The following is a 16,741-nucleotide window of genomic DNA, read 5'->3' as shown; positions in this document are numbered from 1 at the left end:
TATAAGGAGGGATTGTAAATGTTGATTGGGTAAAAAATTAAGAGTTTTTTAAGGGGTTTTGTCTTTTTTACACGTCTTATATAACAATTCGTACTAATTTTTCTATTAACCTATTAATGTTAACTGAATGTAAAATTATGCGAAAAATCATTTAATTCAATGCGTTGTATTTTAATTTGCTTTACATCATTGTAACAAGAAGAATAGGATGGCCTAAACGGTCACTTATAGGTAAAGTGACAATCATTTCAATAAAGCACTTTACCCCTTCAAATTTTCTTCATTTAATCCGAACAACTCTTGTAAAATAAACCGTCCATCTTTTCTTATCAGTACATCATCAAACCAAATTTCACCGCCGCCATACTCTGGCCTTTGAATGTTTACTAAATCCCAATGTATCGCTGATTTATTTCCGTTGTCTGCACCTTGTAGCGAATCTCCAATTGCTATATGATAACTACCGTTTATTTTTTCATCAAATAACGTATTATTCATCGGGTGTAATATATAGGGATTAAACGCCAGTGCAAATTCTCCAATATATCTTGCTCCCTCATCCGTATCAAGAATTCGATTTATTCGTTCTGTATCATTTGCATATGCCTCTATTATTTTCCCATGCTTCATATGTAACTTTATATTTCGAAATGCATAACCTTGTTGAACAGATACTGTGTTAAATGTTATTACTCCATTTACAGAACCTTTGACAGGTGCTGTATATATTTCGCCATCCGGAATGTTATCCGTGCCATCCCCCTTTAAAACGCCTATTCCTTCAATGGAAAACTCCAAATCCGTTCCTTCTCCAATAATCCTCACTCGTTTTGTCTTTTCCATTAATTCTTTTAATGGCTCCATTGCTTTGGACATTTTATTATAATCTAGCGTACATACATCAAAATAAAATTTTTCATAAGCCTCAGTACTCATATTCGCTTCTTGTGCAGATGCTGCATTCGGAATTCGCGTTGTCACCCATCTCGTTTTATACACTGCTTCACTATGCGCTTTTCCAAATACCTTTTGATATAATTTCATTTTTTCTGCTGGTACATCTGCTAATTCATATGCATTTCTAGGGCTTCGGAGATTAATATACACTTGCATCTTACTTAATCGGTAACACTCCCAATCTGCTAACACCTTAAATTGTTCTTCAGATCCTGACAAAATTAATTGCCTCGTTACAGACACATCGCGCATTGATACATGCGCATATCCACCTGCTTTTTCTACGGACTTAATAATTTCACGAACGACTGCGGGATCTATTTCTGTAACACTTTGGATCAACACTTGATCACCAGGCTGTACTTTTGTAGAATGATTGACTAGTATATCTGCTAATTTCGATAATCTCTGCTTCACTACACCTCTCACCCTTTCAAAAAAATAATAAAAAAAGAACTACTCTTTTAAATATTTCTCTCTCTCATCCAAACAATCGATAGAAAATATATAACGAGGGTATTACAGCGACACTCAAATACAGAGTTCCTGGTAACATCCACCTGCAGCAAACGATCGTAAAAGTCTTTTTCCTAGCAACTGCCGCAATTACTGCTAAAAAAGAAGGAAATAAGAACATGAAAAATACAGTGATATATACTTCCTTATCAAGCGCTTCATCGCTATACGGATTGAAATATAGGAAAACAATTGTAAGGAAAAAGATGCTTATAGCAGCGACTACCTCTATATAACTTTTCATCATTTCGTCCCATACAGAGCCCTCTTTGGGTTCACAACAATTAAAACAACTGCAACTACTAAATAAAAAATCGCGTTATACATGATTAGATCAATTAAGTTTCCGTTTATGATGCCAATAAAGAAATTAAAGAATTGATGGATGATGATTGGAATGATTAAATTTTGATTTAAGTTATAAAATGCTGTCATAACGATCTTAGTAGATATGATTGCAAGCATAAAGAATATAATATATTTGATTAGATCAATGCCCACATACCCTGTAGTAAACCATATGGGTAGATGCCACATTCCCCACCAAAATCCTATGATTATCGAAGCTTTTAATGGCGAATGCTTCTTTTGGAGCTCAATTTGAGCGAAACCTCTCCACCCTAATTCTTCTCCTAATGGCCCTGAAAAAAGGGTTTTTAAAAAGAAATAAACCAGCGTTCCCCATGAAGATATAGTAAAAATAGAGTCTACTGAACTATTATTAGATACGAGAAATAAAATTATCAAAAATACGAAGGCTTGAATCATAATTGTAGTAATAATCACAGTAAGTTTAAGTTTATTCTTGAATTTCTCTTTTACAAATTGGATAAAACTCCGCCCAGGATATATCTTTTTAAATAGTATTGCAAAAGCAAAGGTTGAGGACCAAGCTGATATACAGAACATTACATCAACTACCCATCCAGGAAACCCCAAAACACTTATAGCTCCTACAAGACAAAAAAGTGGAAAAAATATGATATTGGTTAGTAGAATAAAACTTGCTACTGGTTTTTTTAACTTCTTTTCTCTATTCATGCGCAATCCCCATTTCAAACTAAGTATTTCGTGAACATAATAGTATTTATATTTACGAATGTCTTCAGCTTAAACCTAAGGGTTACTCACAGGTCAATACATATCTGCATTATTTTATAGGTGCATAAATCTCTAAAAATATACGTTCAAGTCCCTCTTCATAAGTGGTAAGTAATATATTTATATACACTAGCCCCAAAAGTTCATGCCCTTGTTCTATCGCTGCTTTTCTTAAACTGGATTCCACATTATGATCAATACTTTTCCCACCAGTTGCCCACCTTCCATCTTCAATAACTGTATAAATACATTTTGGATGCGATAGAATTTCCCCTTCTAATTCTTTATCAAAGTCTTCTATTTTTCTTACGATTATAAATTTATCTTCTATAATACCTTCTTTATTAAAACTTATAACTCTTCGTAAAGATGTTAAAGTAACTGCTTTTTTTAAACTATCCGTATTCTTTTTCAAAGATTCATATTCATCATATGCAGTAAAATGCTCTATTTCTCCGTTTACTTCTAATGGCTCCATTTCTTTTACTACGTATTCCCCTAAGAATTGTGTTGTTTTTTCACAATCTTCTTTTACAATTTGAAGCTTTTTTAAAAGAAGTTTTTTATATTCTATCTCCTCTAAAACTTCTTGTTCTTTCTCTTCTAACAATGATTTTATTCCCTCTATACTCTTACTTTTTCTTAATTCTTGAATTTTTTTTATTTCGATATCCATTTCCCTATAGAAATTGACCGTTGTTATATCATATATATCAAAATGATTATATTTTCTATACCCATTCTCAATATTTTGCTTCGGCTTGACCAAACCTTTTTCCTCATAAAACTTCAAAGTATCTCTAGATACATCTAAAAATTTAGCAACTTGTCCAATTGTGTACATTACGTTCTCCTTTATCATTGCTACTTAATTTATTACATTCATACTTCATATTATTTACATTATTGAATCTCCCTTCCTATTTAATCCCCCTGTTCTCACAAAAAAAAGACACAGAGATTTCTCCCCATGCCTACTAATCCTCTACTTCTTCACCGCATGCACATAATGCACCGTCTCAAAAGCTTCTAAATAATCATTTCGTCCTTCAAAATATAATTTATTTATGTCTTCTGGCGATAAATGCTCATAAATGAGTAAGCCTACCTTCTCTAACAGTGCTTCCATTTCAGCATAAGAAAAATACGATTTCATCGTTTCCCCGCCTACTGCAGCCATTTTTACCATATTTTCAACTCGATTGGACAATCCTTTTTCCGTAAATAAGTTTTCATCCGGATAATCGAATACGATAGAGCTCCCCACTGGAACCATCTCGAATAAATTTTCTATTAAACTAGAAAGCTCCTCTTTCGTTAAATAGTACGTAACACCTAATAGGCTAAAGAAAGTCTTTTTATTTTCAAATCCTTCATTTACTAATTTTTGCTTCGAGAAATCTTTAGTAAAATCCATCGAAATAAAATGAAGGTTGTTTGGAATTTCATACTCTGCTTCTTTCACTCTTTGTATTTTAAACGCTCGCGTAGAAGGATGATCCACTTCAAATATTTCTATTTTATTTTCTAACTCTCGGTGTCTAAAACTAAATGTGTCTAAGCCTGCACCGAGTATGACGTATTGTTTTGCGCCTAATGTAATTTCATGTAGCAAAACTCTTTCACAATATGCCGCACGCGCCAAAGGTGTTGGTGATAATTGAACTTGTGTAATCCATTTTACTATTTCTTGTGGATTGTCTTGAAACTTTTGTGCAATGTCTGTATTGAAAAAATGGATTCCTTGGACCATATTTGTTTCAATATCGTTACGTTCTTTTTTTGAAATGAAATCTTTAGCTACATAATCATCAAAAATTTTAGGACTATCAAATTCACTATGGTACGCCCTTCCGAAAGCTGATACTAGCGACGTTACACTCGCTTCACCTTTTTTCACGCACATACACTCCTTCATTTTCACAACAAAAATAGGGTTCCCCTGGCCAGGAGAACCCAATTATACACTTTATTTTTATATTGGTAAATTATAGCATAAATAAGTTTTTTGTCAAGTTTTCAGCCTACTACTACTTCGACACTTTGTATATTCTCTAGCAGGAAAATTGTCAATTCACATCGAATGTCCCAAATGATAACAATACATATGGAGACCAATATGAAACGATTAGTGATCATTACAGTAGGAAAAACTACATTTGCTAAAGAACTAGAAAAAGAGTTACCCCACTCTTTCGTTATGGATCAAGATAACCAAGCTGAATTCATTAACACGCATTATGAAAAATTACAGCCGGACGAAGGCCCAAATACATTTAAATACGGTCTTTCGAAATTCATTGTTGATTATGCAAAAGAACATACAAATTTACATCTTATTATTTGCAACTCAAATAGAAGCCGAAACGGCCGGATGTATTTACTAAATGAATTGTTTCAAAAAGAGGAATATGTACGCATACTCGTTCATTTTGACATTCCTGATGATGTACTTTACGAAAGAGTAGCTCGAAGCACGCGAAGTACCAATATTTTTAGAGGTGATTATTCTAGTTTCAAAGAAGTACTCGATCGACAACAGTCTGAATCACTTCACGAAGATGTGGTAAATCCTATAGAAAACGAGGCTGATTATTTGTTTGTTATTCGTAATCGTAAGGATGTAAACTCTACTATAGAAGAAATTGTTCATCTAGCTAAAGATCTCTCCCCTATCCAAAAATAATAGACTATAAGCATTACATAATGATAGATTATTATGCAAATACTTCCTCTAGACATCCTACATGGTATATAATGATAAGATAATCTACTTCTATATGCTCAATTCTACACAAAACAACTCATGCATATGAAAGAAAAGAGGTACAAAAATATGAAAACAAAACAAACAATCGCTGCGTCTACACTAGCTTTAGCAATGATTGCTGGCGCAAACTCTGCTCATGCGGAAGTAACTGATGCTACTCCTCAGCAAAGTACAGGAGATCGATTAGCTGAAATTAAGCAACATAGACAAGATTTAGATGCGAAATTGCAGCAGCATAAAGAAAACGTGGATCAAACATTGAATGAACTTAACCAAGTTAAGGAAAATGTTGATACGAAGGTTAATGAACTACACGAGCGTAAACAAGTTGCTGATGAAAAAATTAACGAAATGAAACAACGTAAAGAAGAGTTAGATGCAAAACTTCAGCAAGACAAGCAAATCGCCGAAGATAAAATCGCTGAAATTAAAGAGCATAAAAAACAAGTAGAAGATAAAGTTGCTGAAGTGAAAGAACATAAGCAAAATATCGATAATAAAGTGAATGAGATTAAAGAACATAAACAAACTGTCGATGAAAAAGTGAATGAAATTAAGCAACATAAAGAGAACATTGATCAAAAGGTTAATGAACTTAAGGAAGTTAAAAAACAGGTAGATGAAAAATTAGCTGAGTTAAAGAAAGCGAAACAAACTGCTGAGGACAAACTTGCTGAGCTAAAAGAAAATAAGCCGCATACTGGGAACACGTTAGAGGAACTTAAGAAAATTAAAGGCAATTTAGATAGTCTTTCCGCTAACTTAGAACTAGCGAAACAAGATGTAAAAAACAAACTAGCTGAATTACAAAAAGCTAGAGAAGATTTACTAAATAAAATTAACGAAATAAAACAAGCGAAACAAACTGTTTCAGACGATTTAACAAAGAAAAAACAAGACTTAGATATTAAAATCAACGACTTTAAACATACTGAGAAAAAAATTGAGGACAAATTAGCTGAGGTACATACAACGAAGCAAAATGTAGATAACAAAATTAATGAAGTATCTCAATCGAAACAAACAGAAACAAAGACTGGTACTACAAACACAAACAATAACGCTAAAGAACTTCCTAACGCTGGTAGTGAGCAATCAAACAATATGGCTTTAGGTATGTTATCTGTCTTAGGCGGCGTTTTATTAATTACACGAAATAAAATTAAAGCGTTATTCTCAAAATAAAGCAATTATACAAAAGACAACCGCACACTTGTGCGATTGTCTTTTTTCTTTATATTAACTTCCCATCTCTTAGCGTCAATATACGATCACATACATCAAGCATTCTTTCATCATGCGTAATCATAATTGCTGCTTTTTGGCTCTCTTTCACTTCACGTTTCATCATTTCTACAACTTCACGTGCACGTTTTGAGTCTAAGCTTGCTGTTGGTTCATCCGCTAATATTAAATCCGGATTGTTCATAAACGCGCGAGCGATTGCTACCCTTTGTTTTTCTCCGCCAGACAGTTGATTTGGATAATGATTTTTTCTTTCTCCTAATCCAAATGCTGCTAATAAATGATCCGCACGCTTTTCTGATTCTTGTTTGTTTTCTTTTTTTAGCTTTGCAATGTAAAGCAATTGCTCTTTTACATTTAAATATGGAACAAGATTTGCAAACTGGAAAATGAAGCCGATTTTTTTCAAGCGAATGTCTGTCATTTCCTTTTCCGATAACTTCGTAATATTTTGCTCACGAATGTAAATATCCCCTTTTGAAGGTGATAATAAAGCACCCGCGATCGATAATAACGTACTTTTCCCTGATCCAGAAGGACCGACGATTCCGATAAATTCTCCAGCTTTCACATCAAGCGACATCGGATGAAGGGCTGTTACTTCCGTATTCCCTTCTCCGTACACTTTACTTACTTTGTCTAATTTTAATAATGAAGTCATTACATCCCACCTCCAATTGCTTCTAATGCATCAACTTTTAATACTTGATATAACGAAATAAGTGTTCCTAAAATACTAATGACGATGAAGATTGCTGCATATTGTGCAATCATCGGTGTTGTTAATAAGAACGGCATACCCGCTGGTAAAATTTGTTCTAATCCTTGTACAAGAACAATACTGATTAACATCGCAACGACTGATAAGAATAACGCCTGTACAACTAAGCTATTTGCTAAATAAGAATTCTTCGTACCGATTGCTTTTAATACACCTAATTGCTGTGTTTTTTGCAGTGTAATGACGTAGAAGAATACACCGATTAGTAACGCAGCGATAACAAGTAAGAATGCAATGATCATCGTTAATGTTCCTTGCTCTTCTTTAAATCCTGGAATACTTTGCAGTACTTCTTTTTTGTCGATAACATGTGCATTTTTAATTTCTTTATCTGTATTCAGTGCAATTGCACTATAATCTTTTTGGTTTGGTTGTGAAATAGATCCCCATACGTCTTCATTTACATAAACGACTGGTGTATGGCTAAACATTTGATCTTTCGTAAATCCAACGATTGTAAATTCTTTCTTTGAAACGGGATCGATAATTGTATCTCCAATATCAATTCCTTTTTCTTTAATTGATTCATCAGCAACCATTTCATTATTTGCTGTGCCTAATTTCTCACCTTTTACAATGTTCGGCTCTAAAAATGAATCGCGCTCACTTGAGAAAATAGCGATATCAACCTTTTTCGAACTATCTTTCTTTTCATACGTTGAAACTTTCACACGAAACGGAACAGCCTCTTTCTCGCCTACTTGATTTACTACGTTATCAACATCGTCTTTCTTAATTTGTGAACGAAGTAATTTATTTTCCGCATCATCTGCTAATACGAACTTATTTGCCTCCATATTTTGAATCGATGAAGCATTATCATATGATAATCCATTTGCTAATCCTGAAATAACAAGAACTAAAAATGATAATAACACCATAATCAGTCCGATTAATCCGTATCTTAATTTTGATTGTTTTAATTCACGCAGAGCTAAAAACATTTCGCTCGCTCCTTCCTCTTTCTTTCTATGCACTTATCATAAAAAAGAAATATGAACGGAATATGAACAGAAGATTACAGAGGATAAGATTTAATTTTCAGAAAGTATTGAAAATAATCAGAATCCTTGATACAATTCAGTCAAATAATCTTGACAGAGTAATTTTATTTGAGGAGTTGATCTTGTTGAAGCCCATGTTAACACTAACTACTTATAGCCAACTAAAAGCAATAAGCGATCCACTTCGTGTCGAAATGATGATGCGTCTATGCGAACGTCCTTATACAGGACAACTACTATCTGATAAATTCGGCATTCCAAGGGCTAAAATTCATTATCATTTAAAAGAATTAGAAAAGAATGGTTTTATAGAAATTGTTTATACAGAAGAAAAGAATGGCATCATTCAAAAGTTTTATCAATCTGTCGCTAGAGGCTTCACCCCTGCCGCGGACCTATTACCTCATTTAGAAATATTAAGCGAATCAGGTCGCCAAATCTTTTTACAAATGACGGAAAGAACGAAAAGCCATATTCTCGCTGCACCAGAAGAAGCTTTTACATTACGAAAAGTAAGCGAAGATCCAGCTGAGTGGAATTACGTTTCATCTTGCTGGGAGTTTGATGCCACGCCAGAACAATTTCAAATGTGGGTGAAAAAGTTTTATGAATTGATGGGTGAATTAAACGAGATCACAAAAGACGCGGATAAAGATCCAAATAGTAAATCTTACTACATTTCTACTACTGCACTACAAATCGACGAACGAGCAATGCAGCGCTTTGTGAAAAAAGAAGAAAAATCGTAATACGATTTTTTTTACAGTAACGGTCAAATTTATTTTACCGAATAAATTTATTATAAAGGAGTAGATTAAATGGACATATTAAAAAACCGGAATTTCCTCTTACTGTTTTTAGGGAGAATTTTTACAAACATAGGAGATAGCTTATACTATGTAGCCGCGATGTGGCTCGTATATAAGCTAAGTGGTAATCCTTTTTATTCTGGATTGGCTGGTTTTCTTACGTTATTACCTTCTGCACTTCAATTTCTTACCGGTCCATTCGTCGATAGATGGTCAATCAAAAACACCCTCGTCATCACACAAGTTCTGCAATGCATTCTTATATTAATCATTCCTATTACACACTACTTCGATCTATTAACAGTTCAACTACTACTCATCATCATGCCCATCGTAGCCTTTATCGAACAATTTGCCTATCCCGCACAATCAAAAGCTTTACCACTTCTACTGCATAAAACACAATTATTAAAAGGAAATTCACTCTTTTCATTTGCATATCAAGGCATCGATTTAATTTGTACGACGCTTTCTGGCATACTAGTAGCACTATTTGGCGCAATCACTTTATATGTAATCGACTCTTTTACATTCGCGATTACTGCCCTATTATTCTTTTCGTTGAAAATGCCAAAGCAAGCAGAAACCAATACATCACTTTCAACTAAACAATATTTCTCTGATTTAAAAGAAGGTTTTTCGATCGTCTTCCGTTCATTAATGGGCGTATTCTTAATCGGTTCAGTAGTCTCTAATTTTTCAATCGGTATGACGATGGCGATACTCCCTTCTTTCGCTGATTCTTTAGGAGGCGTGAAATCATATGGCTTCTTCTTAGCCGCTATATCAGCCGGCAGTTTAATTGGAGCATTATTCAGTTCATGGGTTGGTAAACGTAATGTTGGCCGTGTCTCTATTATTGGCTTTGCGACTGGTGCTATCTTTTGGTTTCTCTCTACGATCGTACCGTTTCAGTGGTTGTCTATTCTCTTATTCGGTCTAGCCTGGATTCCAATTGGTGCAACCAACATATTATTTGCGACAATTAGTCAAATTGTAATTCCAAATCAGTATATTGGACGCATAAACTCAGTCATGCGAAGTATGGGCACAATTGCTATGCCGTTCGGTTCTTTAATTGGTGGATACGCCGCAAATGTATTTAGTAGCCAACTCATTTTCGCGCTCGCTAGCATCGGTATTTTATTTATTTCTCTCGTATGGCTACTTCATCCAAAATTACGAGCATTGCCGAAAGCTGATGAGATTACAGCGGATACTTTTGGGGTTCGGTTTAAAGTAGAGCGTGGGAAAAGTACAGCTTTATAGCAGAAGTGGCAGTACGTGAAATTTATATCAGCGATTTTTCAAATATATCAGCTCAACTCGGATTATATCGGCGATTTTCATAATATATCGGCGCAACTCAAATTATATCAGCGATTTTCATAATATATCGGCGCAACTCAAATTATATCAGCAATTTTCATAATATATCGGCGCAACTCAAATTATATCAGCGATTTTCATAATATATCGGCGCAACTCAAATTATATCAGCGATTTTCATAATATATCGGCGCAACTCAAATTATATCAGCGATTTTCATAATATATCGGCGCAACTCAAATTATATCAGCAATTTTCATAATATATCGGCGCAACTCAAATTATATCGGCGCAACTCAAATTATATCAGCGATTTTCATAATATATCGACTTACCGACAAAAAACGACAAAAAGAAGAGGCTGTTCCCAAGCAGCCTCTTCCATCTATTTCGGAAGCTCCACCTGAACAGTCGTCCCTTCCCCTTTCATACTATACACTGAAACGTTTCCGTTATGCAGCTCAACAATTTTCTGCACAATCGATAATCCTAAACCACTACCTTCTACGTTTCTTGCCCTTGCCGTATCTACTTTGTAAAAACGATCAAATATACGATCCATCTCTTCTTTTTCCATACCAATTCCATTGTCTGATATAGAGATCATAATGCTCGACTCTAATTCTTCTACAACAAATTCAATCGTTCCGCCGTCGTTTGAAAACTTAATGCTATTCGTAAAAATATTACTCCATACTTGATGAAGTAAGTTTTCATCACCTTTTATAGCGATATTTGGCACGTCAAATTCAACGGCAATATCTTTTTCACGCCATTTCCATTCGAGCATAAAAATAACGTCTTTAATTTGCTTCTGCAAATTGAATTCTTTTATTTGTAATACTTTTTCTTCTTTATCTAGTGAAGCAAGCGTAAGTAACTGTTTACATAAACTAGACATTCGCTTACTTTCGCCCTCAATAATTTGTAAGTAATGGTTTCTTTCTTCCGCACTCATCTCTTCTGACTGTAACGTTTTTGAGAACCCTTGTATAGAAGAAAGCGGCGATTGGAATTCGTGAGAAACATTCGAAACAAATTCTTGTCTCATCTCATCTAATTCTTTAATACTTTTCGTCATCTTTTGAAAATTAGTTGCTAATGTTCCAATTTCATCTTTTCGATTTTCATCTAATTCGATATCATATTCACCACTTGCAATCTTTTGAGTCGCTTTCGTAAATGTTCGAATGGGACGAACGATATAACCTGCTGCAATCGCTATAAAGATAATACTTAATAGTACGATAAACCCAAGTAATACCGCTAAGAAAATTCGCATCTCGCCAAATTGGTTCTGAATGTCAGGACGAATAAATAAAGCGTACTGTTTATCACCGTGTTGCACTGGTACACCGACACTATTTATTAATTCATTATCGAAAAAACCTGTAATAAAGAGACGTGTTGGATACGTAGAAACACCATTAAACGTTTCGCCATTCAATACTTTATGAACGGTATCATCACTTATTGTTGTCTTACGAAACGCGTTGCCGATACGTTTTCCATTCTTTTTATCATCGACAATATAAATTTCATATCCTAACTTCGCAATAGACTGTAAGTATGCCTCTTGATTTTCTTCACTTTGCTTTTCATATAACGATTTTACTTCTTCCGCATACATTAAAATCTTTTCACTATTGTACGGTTTTAACTTCACTTGATAGTACACATTTGTTAATAAAAAACCGATAATACTGCTAAGTAGCATGATCCCAACCGTCATGAAAACAAATCTAGAGTATAATGATTTCATTTTATTTCAACTCCAACTTATAACCGAGTCCGCGTACTGTCGTAATTTGAAAATCATCCGTTCGTTTTGAGAAGCGATCTCGTAGCCTCTTCACATGAACGTCAACCGTTCGTTCATCCCCTTCAAAATCCATTCCCCATACTAATTCAATTAATTCTTCCCTTGAAAATGTTCTTCCAGGATAACTAGCCAGTTGCGATAACAATTCAAATTCCTTTAGCGGTAGTAAAATTGTTTGACCGTTACACTTCACTTCAAACCCTTTTCGGTCAATTGTTGTACCGTGCAGCGTTATAATATCAGCATTAAGCATTTGATAACGACGCAGCAATGCTTTCATACGGAAAATGACTTCAGCTGGCTCAAATGGTTTTACAATATAATCGTCCGTACCAGAAATGAATCCTTTTTCTTTATCAACTAACTGATCTTTCGCAGTTAATAAAATAACCGGTATATCATGATACTTCCGGATTTCTTCACATAACGTATAGCCATCAACAAACGGCATCATAATGTCTACTATCGCAAGATGAATATTTTCTTTCTCTAATACGCCTTGCGCTACCTTTCCATCTTCCGCTTCAAAAACTTTAAACCCCTCTTTTTGCAAATGGTAATGCAACAATTCTCTAATATGCTTATCATCATCAGCTAATAAAATATGTATCATCTTCATTAAACCCTCTCTTGTTCATCCTTCTACATCCTTACCTTAAGAAACAATTGGATTTTTTGCAAGAAAAAGAAAAACAAACCAACATTTTAAGATAAATAAAAAGAATCTATTTTGAAAAAAGATTATTCAAAATAGATTCTTACGTTTCAGTATTAAGATTATTTTAATGGAAAATATGTTCTAAGCTTTAGAAATATCAACGAATCCTTCTCCAAATACGTCACGAACATCGTGTATAGCGATGAACGCAGCAGGGTCCGTCGTTTGAACAATCCGTTTTAGCTTCACTACTTCTTGCTTATTAATAACAACATAAAGAATTTCCTTCGGCGTTTTCGTGTAATAGCCATGACCTGAGTACACAGTAACCCCTCTGCCCATTAATGTAGTTACCTTTCCGGCAATTTCATTCGGGTTATCAGAAATAATCGTAATGGCTTTCTTCGGATTTAAACCTTCAATTACAAATTCCATCACTTTCGTTGCTACATATAGCATAATAATTGTTATCATCAGTTTTTCTGCACCAATGATGAAATAAGATGAAAACGCAACAATTAAATCGAAGAACAGTAAACCATAGCTAATGCTCCATCCTAAATATTTATGCGTCATCCTTGCTAAGATGGTAGTACCTGCTGTTGTTCCGCCAACACGAATAATAAGACCAATCCCGCACCCAATAAATATTCCTCCGAAAATGGCATTTACGAGCATTTCATCCGAAGCAATCGTCCAACCTTCTGTCAAGTGAAGGAATAGCGAGTTCGTAACTACAGCGATAATCGTATAAATTGTTGTAATCTTATTTAAAAATTTATAACCAGCTATTAACAAAATCGCATTTAAAATTAAGTTAACTAAGCCTGGTGACCATTCAAATAAATAATACGTAATAATCGTGATACCAGTTACTCCACCCTCACCAAACTCGTTCGGGATAACAAACAAATTGACACCTAACGCAAAAAGAAATGCACCAATAATAATAAAAATAATGTCTGTCGTTCTTTTTTTCATACAGTACCTCACTTCTTATGTAAATATTTATTCTGTCATAAACTCTCACCATTATATCGTGGAATATTCAAATCGAACAGTGGTTTATTTTTATTTTAATATAGGATGATAAAACAACTTTATCCTATATCCACATGTAATTTAAAAAGTAAAACAACTGTATTTATTATGTACTACAAGTAAAGTTTTGATTTCACATGCAGTTGATGCTAAAAAAATGAATATGAGCACTCGCACAAACTTCGAATACAAAACAAATAGGCGAAGCTATAGAATAGACTTCGCATCAAACATGTTATCACAGAGATTTATATTCATACATTTCAGAAATAAATTTACTTATCTTTCTCCATATATTCTTTAATCTTTCGTTCTTCCCACTCTTTTCCGAATACCCCAAATGGAAAAGTTGTCAATCCGTGTATAACGATACCAATCCCCCAACCTGCAAGTGGATATAAAAACCATAATTTACTTGAATCAGAACTTATATTTATAATAAAAAGCATTAAGTTCACTAGTATATAAACCGTTAAATGAATATAAAACGCTTTTAAATTCTCCACCCTTTTTTTAGCTCGTAAATAAACCTCATCTTGCTCCACCCTTAAACACCTCTTTCCATATTGTTTTATCACCTTCGCCCCAGTATTAACATCATATTCTAATCGGAAATCCGTTATTCTCAAAAAAACATAAAACAAAAAAGTACCCATCGAATCATACATTTGATGATTCGATGGGTACTGCATGATACATTTGTTATTTACAAGCGTCTAATTAAGACCAAATCCAAACATCATCATTATTTTCAACGTTGCTCTTTACCTCATACACTTTTTCGATATGATCCGTTGTGTTCCAGTTAATAGAACTTCCACCCCATCCTACAAACTTCATATCAATTTTTACTTTCTCACCTGTATGAAATACTTGTCCCTTCGTTAAGAAAACATCAATAATAACTTTCTTCCCATTTAGTGATGGATACTCAACTACGACATATTTAGTAGAACCTTCTCCTTCCTCTTCCCTCGTTCCTACTTTTGATACTTCCCCAATCACATAATCAGGAGAACCATCTTCTTTCATGTGCATACCTAATTTATTTGACGTATTTTCAACTGTATTTGCAACCATATATTCAGTAAAGTTACGCATCATAGATCCAGTAGCTTTTACTTCATCTCCTACTTTCACATTTGAAAGAGAATCTATATATACACTTACAGGCTCCTCATATTGCTTAGATTTTACGACAATTACACCGTTATCTACTTCTACTACTCGTCCTTCTAACGTCGAGAAATTCGATTCAATAGAAGCTGCACTCGCTTTTGATAGTTCTAATCCTGGTAAATTCGTTCCTGATAATGCTGCGATCCCTAAAGCACCTGCTAAAATTAATTTTTTCATACTCATATGTAACCTCTCCATTCATGATGATTATATTTTTTGATTGGATACGACCAACCTGTAATCATTATAGTTACAGGTTGTATAAAATAGCAACCATCTTTCTTATGCAATGTTGCATACTGTAACTTTTAAATATAAATCGATTATTCCTATATTCAACACGAGTGCTAAATTCTTGAATCACAGCAGGGAAACGGATTGATGATGAAGAAACTAATGTGATGCATCATATTTTTTCAATACTACAGTTTGTATAATCGTAGTCCATTACATTATGTAGGAGCGGAGTTAATATGTTAAAGAAACCAAACAGATTACAGCCAGGCGATATCGTAGCAACAGTAAGTCCTTCATGGGGAGGCGCAGGTGATTCTGAGATAAGATGGCGTTATGAACAAGGAGTAAAGAGATTAGAAGAAGTTTTCGGTCTTACGGTTGTCCCAATGCCAAATAGTTTAAAAGGTAGCGAATTCATTTATAACAATCCACAGGCTCGTGCGGAAGATTTAATGACAGCTTTTAAGGATACGCGCGTGAAAGCAATTATTGCGAATATTGGCGGTGAAGATAGCATTCGCTTACTTCCCTATATAGATTTTAATGTAATACGTGAAAATCCGAAAATTTTTATGGGATACTCTGACGTTACCATTTCACACTTGTTTTGTCATAAAGCAGGAATTTCCTGTTTTTACGGTCCAGCAATTTTAACTGATTTTGCCGAAAATATAGAGATGGATCCATATACAGTTGAAATGGTAAATCGGACTCTCTTTTCAAATGAGACAATTGGCGAAATTCAACCAGCTCATGAATGGACGAGTGAGCGTTTAGAATGGATAGAGGTAAATAAAGATACAAGGCGTACGATGCAACAAAACAATGGCTATGAACTACTTCAAGGCTCTACTACCGTACAAGGACGCTTAATTGGTGGTTGTATAGAAGTATTGGAATTTGCAAAAGGAACGGAGCTTTGGCCTGAGAAAAAACATTGGGAAAATAGTATCCTTTTCTTTGAAACTTCTGAAGACCATCCAGAACCAAGCTATATAAAGTATTGGTTACGAAATTACGCAGCGCAAGGCATTCTCCAAAAAGCAAAGGGTATCATCTTTGGTAAACCAAAAGACGAAATGTATTATGAAGAATATAAACATGAAATACTGCAAGTTATGAAAGAACATAACTTAGAAGATTTGCCGATTCTTTATAATTTAAATTTTGGTCATACCGAGCCGAAGTTTATTTTACCTTACGGTGCGATGGCAGAAATTGATTGTGAAAATGGGTCTTTCTCTATTTTAGATAGTGGCGTGGAATAAAGGAAAACTTTAAATAAGTATAG

17 protein-coding genes are annotated in these 16,741 nt (G+C 34.3%); 5 read left to right on the top strand and 12 right to left on the bottom strand.

What is annotated here, in order from left to right:
- Positions 1 to 261: 261 nt before the first annotated feature.
- From QCI46_RS11395 to QCI46_RS11375, 5 genes are all read right to left on the bottom strand, one after another.
- Positions 262 to 1,374, bottom strand: a complete 1,113-nt coding sequence (locus tag QCI46_RS11395; protein ID WP_353840281.1) for an aminopeptidase — start codon at positions 1,372 to 1,374, stop codon at positions 262 to 264.
- Between the two features lie 64 nt (positions 1,375 to 1,438).
- Positions 1,439 to 1,720, bottom strand: a complete 282-nt coding sequence (locus tag QCI46_RS11390) for a hypothetical protein (protein WP_353840280.1) — start codon at positions 1,718 to 1,720, stop codon at positions 1,439 to 1,441.
- A complete protein-coding gene (locus QCI46_RS11385; RefSeq protein WP_353840279.1) occupies positions 1,717 to 2,514 on the bottom strand; it encodes a CPBP family intramembrane glutamic endopeptidase in 798 nt (265 codons plus the stop codon). Before QCI46_RS11385 ends, QCI46_RS11390 begins: the two co-directional genes overlap by 4 nt.
- A gap of 109 nt (positions 2,515 to 2,623) precedes the next feature.
- A complete protein-coding gene (locus tag QCI46_RS11380) occupies positions 2,624 to 3,418 on the bottom strand; it encodes a MerR family transcriptional regulator (protein ID WP_353840278.1) in 795 nt (264 codons plus the stop codon).
- 141 nt (positions 3,419 to 3,559) lie between these two features.
- On the bottom strand, positions 3,560 to 4,480 hold the full coding sequence (locus QCI46_RS11375) for a class I SAM-dependent methyltransferase (protein WP_353840277.1): 921 nt from the start codon (positions 4,478 to 4,480) through the stop codon (positions 3,560 to 3,562).
- A 213-nt stretch (positions 4,481 to 4,693) separates the two neighbouring features.
- On the opposite strand from QCI46_RS11375, the gene QCI46_RS11370 reads away from it, so the two are divergent.
- Together QCI46_RS11370 and QCI46_RS11365 are read left to right on the top strand one after the other, a co-directional pair.
- Positions 4,694 to 5,260, top strand: a complete 567-nt coding sequence (locus QCI46_RS11370) for an AAA family ATPase (protein ID WP_353840276.1) — start codon at positions 4,694 to 4,696, stop codon at positions 5,258 to 5,260.
- A 150-nt stretch (positions 5,261 to 5,410) separates the two neighbouring features.
- Positions 5,411 to 6,529, top strand: a complete 1,119-nt coding sequence (locus QCI46_RS11365; RefSeq protein ID WP_353840275.1) for an LPXTG cell wall anchor domain-containing protein — start codon at positions 5,411 to 5,413, stop codon at positions 6,527 to 6,529.
- A gap of 49 nt (positions 6,530 to 6,578) precedes the next feature.
- On the opposite strand, the gene QCI46_RS11360 is transcribed toward QCI46_RS11365, so the two are convergent.
- Both QCI46_RS11360 and QCI46_RS11355 read right to left on the bottom strand, forming a co-directional pair.
- On the bottom strand, positions 6,579 to 7,250 hold the full coding sequence (locus QCI46_RS11360; protein ID WP_000202604.1) for an ABC transporter ATP-binding protein: 672 nt from the start codon (positions 7,248 to 7,250) through the stop codon (positions 6,579 to 6,581).
- Positions 7,250 to 8,314 (bottom strand): ABC transporter permease, encoded by a 1,065-nt coding sequence (locus tag QCI46_RS11355; RefSeq protein WP_353840274.1) that lies wholly within the window; start codon positions 8,312 to 8,314, stop codon positions 7,250 to 7,252. The genes QCI46_RS11360 and QCI46_RS11355 overlap by 1 nt, the downstream gene beginning before the upstream one ends.
- Positions 8,315 to 8,499: 185 nt before the next feature.
- On the opposite strand from QCI46_RS11355, the gene QCI46_RS11350 reads away from it, so the two are divergent.
- Both QCI46_RS11350 and QCI46_RS11345 read left to right on the top strand, forming a co-directional pair.
- A complete protein-coding gene (locus tag QCI46_RS11350; protein WP_353840273.1) occupies positions 8,500 to 9,123 on the top strand; it encodes an ArsR/SmtB family transcription factor in 624 nt (207 codons plus the stop codon).
- Between the two features lie 69 nt (positions 9,124 to 9,192).
- Complete coding sequence (locus QCI46_RS11345) at positions 9,193 to 10,452, top strand: MFS transporter (protein WP_353840272.1); 1,260 nt, start codon at positions 9,193 to 9,195, stop codon at positions 10,450 to 10,452.
- A gap of 446 nt (positions 10,453 to 10,898) precedes the next feature.
- Here the strand turns inward: QCI46_RS11345 and QCI46_RS11340 are convergent, their stop codons facing one another.
- From QCI46_RS11340 to QCI46_RS11320, 5 genes are all read right to left on the bottom strand, one after another.
- Positions 10,899 to 12,275, bottom strand: coding sequence for a sensor histidine kinase (locus QCI46_RS11340; protein ID WP_353840271.1), 1,377 nt, complete (start codon positions 12,273 to 12,275; stop codon positions 10,899 to 10,901).
- 1 nt (position 12,276) lies between these two features.
- A complete protein-coding gene (locus QCI46_RS11335) occupies positions 12,277 to 12,954 on the bottom strand; it encodes a response regulator transcription factor (protein WP_002033085.1) in 678 nt (225 codons plus the stop codon).
- Positions 12,955 to 13,134: 180 nt separating this feature from the next.
- A complete protein-coding gene (locus QCI46_RS11330) occupies positions 13,135 to 13,974 on the bottom strand; it encodes a YitT family protein (protein WP_000747488.1) in 840 nt (279 codons plus the stop codon).
- Positions 13,975 to 14,309: 335 nt separating this feature from the next.
- The gene (locus QCI46_RS11325; protein WP_353840270.1) at positions 14,310 to 14,579 is read right to left on the bottom strand and encodes a 2TM domain-containing protein; all 270 of its coding nucleotides are present in this window, start codon (positions 14,577 to 14,579) and stop codon (positions 14,310 to 14,312) included.
- A gap of 175 nt (positions 14,580 to 14,754) precedes the next feature.
- Complete coding sequence (locus QCI46_RS11320; protein ID WP_088092934.1) at positions 14,755 to 15,396, bottom strand: ATP F0F1 synthase subunit alpha; 642 nt, start codon at positions 15,394 to 15,396, stop codon at positions 14,755 to 14,757.
- A 290-nt stretch (positions 15,397 to 15,686) separates the two neighbouring features.
- On the opposite strand from QCI46_RS11320, the gene QCI46_RS11315 reads away from it, so the two are divergent.
- The gene (locus tag QCI46_RS11315) at positions 15,687 to 16,718 is read left to right on the top strand and encodes a S66 family peptidase (RefSeq protein ID WP_353840269.1); all 1,032 of its coding nucleotides are present in this window, start codon (positions 15,687 to 15,689) and stop codon (positions 16,716 to 16,718) included.
- The last annotated feature ends 23 nt before the right edge of the window (positions 16,719 to 16,741 follow it).

Source organism: Bacillus cereus group sp. RP32, assembly GCF_040459735.1.
GTDB classification, from domain to species: Bacteria; Bacillota; Bacilli; order Bacillales; family Bacillaceae_G; genus Bacillus_A; species Bacillus_A wiedmannii.
The sequence above is the reverse complement of the archived record's forward strand: the minus strand, read 5'-3'. Positions and strand labels throughout refer to the sequence as shown.